Raw genomic sequence first — 3,228 nt, forward strand, 5'->3', positions numbered from 1 at the left:
GCCGATATCGCGCGGCGGCCTCCGCTGTCGTCCCTGCGAAGGCAGGGACCCATAACCACAGACGTTCGTTGTCGAAGCGAGCTGTGGCTCCAGCGTTATGCACTAATGACCTTCGGTGGTTATGGGTCCCGGCTCGCGCTTCGCTTGCCCGGGATGACACCTAATTTGTTGCGCGATCTGCGAGACACACATCCACTCGCGACATGAATTGGCCGAGGTTTGCTGCCTTCGCCGCCCTCTCTTGACCAGAGGGCGCAGAGGCGCTCACCGCCGCTTGCGGACATCGATGTTGATGTCGAGGTCGATCTCGCTGACGCAGGTCTGCTCGGTGCGGTGCGATCCGCCCTCGTGCCAAGGGCCGTTGCGCAGGCTGATGTCGCTGACGTGAGCGAGCCGCAGGCAGCGCCATTGCGGCAGCCTGCCCGAGCTCTCGCCGGCGAACTGCCAGGCCAGCACGACCTCCTCACCGCTCTTGTTGTAGCCGATGATGTGCGGGCAGAGCTCGCGCGGCCGGCCGTCACAGATGCAGACGACCTGCTGCTCGGTGAGGATCGCCTTGCGGAAGAGGGCGTAAGCTTTGCTAGGCATGGGACATCCGGCCATCTAGGATTGCTGCGGGCTCCTATCATATAAACTGGGCCACCCGCCGTTGTTTCCCCGGATCCGCGCCGATGGCCAGAGGACGACACCGCCCGATCAACATGCCCGCGCCATATCTGAGGCGCGTCTGGCTCGATCCCAAGCGCATTCCCAATCGCAACGCATATCCGTTCGCGCTGCCGCTGCTGCGCGACGATTTCGAGCTCAGCTTCGACAAGGCAATCACCATCATTGTCGGCGAGAACGGTACCGGCAAGTCGACGCTGCTCGAGGGGATCGCCGTGATGGCCGGCTATGATGACGCTGGCGGCGGCAAGGGCTACCGTGCGGTCGATCACGGCGGTGCAGTGGAGAAAATGGGCGGCTCGCTTGCCGCGGCGCTTCGTGCGAGCTGGCTGCCCAAGATCACCAATGGCTGGTTCTTCCGCGCCGAGAGCTTCTTCTCGGTGGCGCGCTATGTGGACGCGGCAGCGCTGGACGTCAGAGACCTGCCGCCGAACTTCCTGTCGTATTCGCATGGCGAGGGCTTCTTGCGCTTCTTCGAGGAGCGCTGCCAGCGGCAGGGCATCTTCATCTTCGACGAGCCGGAATCGGCGCTGTCGCCGTCGCGCCAGATCGAATTCCTCAAGCTGCTGCACCGGATGAACGGCACCGGCCACTGCCAGGTGATCATGGCCACGCATGCACCTGTCTTGATGGCCTATCCCGATGCGACGCTGCTGCGGCTGAGCAAATACGCGCTGGAGCCGGTGAGCCTGAGGGACACCGATCACTACCGGCTGATGCGCGAGTTCTGCGACGACCCGAAGAGGTTTGTCGAGGCGGCGATCGAGGAGTGAAACCCACCGCCCGGCTGACTTGCCTCCCGGCGAAGGCGCCGGCCGCGACTTCGCTCTGGTGCAAGAAGCCGGTCCCCGATCTAGTCTAGAACCCGGACCATAAACTGCGGCATGCGCCAGGCGGCGGATGGCCGACACATATCGGGAGAGAACGAGGATGAGGCGAACGATCGCGCGAGCTGGCGTCGTGGTGGCGGCATTGGCTGTGTTGGGGGCCGCCTGGGCTCACGGGCCGACCCGCCAGAAGGTGCGGGAATCGATCGAGATCGACGCGCCGCAGGCCAAGGTGTGGGCGGTGATCGGCAATTTCCAGGACATGAGCTGGCTCGCCGGTGTCACCAAGACCGAGGGCGAGAAAGGCAACGAGATCGGCGCCACGCGGCGGCTGACGTTGGGGCCCGGCGCCACCGTCGACGAGGAACTCTACAAATACGAACCCGAGATGATGAGCTATTCGTACCGGATCACGGCGGTCGACGTGAAGGTGCTGCCGGTCACCAACTATTCCTCGACGCTGACGGTGTCGCCGGCGCCGGACGGCAAGTCGAAGCTGGAATGGGCCGGCGCATTCTATCGCGGCTTTCCGAACAATGATCCGCCGCCGGAACTGAGCGACGAGGCCGCGGTGAAGGCGGTGAGCGGGCTCTACAAGGCCGGGCTCGAAGCGCTGAAGAAGAAGATCGAGAGCGGGACCTGAGCATGATCCGGAAAAGTGCGAAGCGGTTTTCCGAAAAGATCATGCTCAAAACAAGGAGCCAAAGCGCGATGACGGTTTGTCCCAATCTCATCGGGCTTTAGGCGTGCGCTCGATTGCGCTCGTCGCGCTGCTTGCCAGCCTCGGCGCCGCGCGGGCCGAGGAGGCGTTCGTCACCAACCAGCTCAGCGACGACCTCACGGTGGTCGATCTCGCGACCTCGAAGCCGGTTGCGACCATCGCGATCGGTGGCAAGCCCGCCGGCGTTGCCGTCAGCAATGACGGCCGCTTCGCCTACGTGACCAGTCCGGATGCCAAGGCGGTCACGGTGGTCGACGCGTCGGCGCGAAAGGTGGTGGGCCGGGTCGATGTCGGCGGCGGGCCGCTCGGCATCGCGGTCGCGCCCGATGGCGCGACGGTCTATGTCGCCGACTGGTACGCCGCCGCGGTGCGGGTGATCGATGCCAGAGAGCGCCGTGTCGCCGCGAGTATCGCGGTCGGTGCATCGCCGTCCGGGCTGGCGGTGACGCCGGATGGGCTGCTGCTGCTGTCGGCGGATCGCGATGACGACAGCGTCTCCATCATCGACACCGCCTCACGTGAGCGGAGAGGGATCGTGAAGGTCGGCACGCGGCCGTTCGGCGTCACCATCGATGCCGAGGGCAAGCGCGCCTACACCGCCAATGTCGGCACCAACGACGTCTCGGTGATCGACATCGCGACCGCCCGCGAGGTCGGCCGCGTGCATGTCGGCCTGCGTCCCTACGCGGTGGCGCTGGCGCAGGGCCGCGGCTTCGTCACCGACCAGTATGACGGCAAGGTCAGCGTGTTCGACCTCGCGACCTTGCAGCCGGTGAAGCGCATCACCGTCGGCGATTACCCCGAAGGCATCGAGGCGACCGCCGACGGCAAGCGCATCCTGGTCGCGAACTGGGAGAGCAACACGCTGAGCGTGATCGACGCCGCCGAGCTGAAGGTGATCGGTGAGGTCAAGGTCGGCGACGGTCCGAGGGCGTTCGGGGCGTTCCTGAGGAGGACGGAGTAGGCGGAAGGTGAGTGGGGTGTCCCAAAATATCGAAAACAACCCCATGCAAA

At 65.1% G+C, this 3,228-nt stretch carries 4 protein-coding genes; 3 read left to right on the top strand and 1 reads right to left on the bottom strand.

What is annotated here, in order from left to right; all coding sequences use genetic code 11:
* Nucleotides 1-264: 264 nt before the first annotated feature.
* Entirely contained in the window at nucleotides 265-588 is a 324-nt protein-coding gene (locus AKL29_RS12335; RefSeq protein WP_050384351.1) for a hypothetical protein, read from the bottom strand.
* A gap of 83 nt (nucleotides 589-671) precedes the next feature.
* On the opposite strand from AKL29_RS12335, the gene AKL29_RS12340 reads away from it, so the two are divergent.
* From AKL29_RS12340 to AKL29_RS12350, 3 genes are all read left to right on the top strand, one after another.
* Nucleotides 672-1,439, top strand: a complete 768-nt coding sequence (locus AKL29_RS12340; protein ID WP_050384352.1) for an AAA family ATPase — start codon at nucleotides 672-674, stop codon at nucleotides 1,437-1,439.
* 157 nt (nucleotides 1,440-1,596) lie between these two features.
* Nucleotides 1,597-2,136: an SRPBCC family protein gene (locus AKL29_RS12345; protein ID WP_050384353.1), complete on the top strand. Its 540-nt coding sequence runs from the start codon at nucleotides 1,597-1,599 to the stop codon at nucleotides 2,134-2,136.
* Nucleotides 2,137-2,239: 103 nt separating this feature from the next.
* A complete protein-coding gene (locus tag AKL29_RS12350; protein ID WP_152977551.1) occupies nucleotides 2,240-3,178 on the top strand; it encodes a YVTN family beta-propeller repeat protein in 939 nt (312 codons plus the stop codon).
* Nucleotides 3,179-3,228 lie beyond the last annotated feature (50 nt).

The sequence above is a fragment of the Bradyrhizobium pachyrhizi genome, from assembly GCF_001189245.1.
GTDB classification, from domain to species: Bacteria; Pseudomonadota; Alphaproteobacteria; order Rhizobiales; family Xanthobacteraceae; genus Bradyrhizobium; species Bradyrhizobium pachyrhizi.